General features: G+C 54.6%; 1 protein-coding gene. It reads left to right on the forward strand.

Annotated elements, in window-relative coordinates:
* Positions 1-785: CLIPPER-2 domain-containing protein (locus FVB9532_RS19320; RefSeq protein ID WP_150546817.1), on the forward strand; the 785-nt coding region annotated here is incomplete at both ends.

The following is a 785-nucleotide window of genomic DNA, read 5'->3' on the forward strand; positions in this document are numbered from 1 at the left end:
TACCGATGGCAATGGTGATGAACAGACCACCGAGGACCTATCGAGCAGCAGCAGTACCACCCAGGACGATACGACGGTGACCCCGTTTGGTCAAAACCCGGGCATTGCACTGATCAAGACGGGAACTTTCAATGATGCGAACGGTGACGGTTTTGCCCAGGTAGGCGAGACGATCGATTACGCCTTTGAGGTAGAGAACACCGGTGATGTGACGCTGACCAATGTGACGGTCACCGATCCACTGGTAAGTGTATCGGGCGGGCCTTTGGCCAGTTTTGCCCCTGGCGCTGTGGATAATACGACCTTTACGGCGAGCTATACGATCACCCAGGCCGATGTGGACAATGGAAATGTATCCAACCAGGCGACTGCCACGGGAACCTATACCGATGGCAATGGTGATGAACAGACCACCGAGGACCTATCGAGCAGCAGCAGCAATACCACGGACGATACGACGGTGACCCCGTTTGGACAGAACCCGGGCATTGCGCTGATCAAGACGGGGACTTTCAATGATGCGAACGGTGATGGTTTTGCCCAAGTAGGCGAGACGATCGATTACAGCTTTAGCATCACCAATACGGGAGATGTGACGCTGACCAATATCACGGTCACCGATACCTTGGTAAGTGTATCGGGCGGGCCTTTGGCCAACCTGGCCCCTGGAGCTGTGAACAGCAATGCCTTTACGGCGAGCTATACGATCACCCAGTCCGATGTGGACAACGGAAATGTTTCCAACCAGGCGACCGCCATAGGTAATTATACCGATGGCAACGGGA

Source organism: Mesonia oceanica (genome assembly GCF_902499555.1).
Classification (GTDB): domain Bacteria; phylum Bacteroidota; class Bacteroidia; order Flavobacteriales; family Flavobacteriaceae; genus Mesonia; species Mesonia oceanica.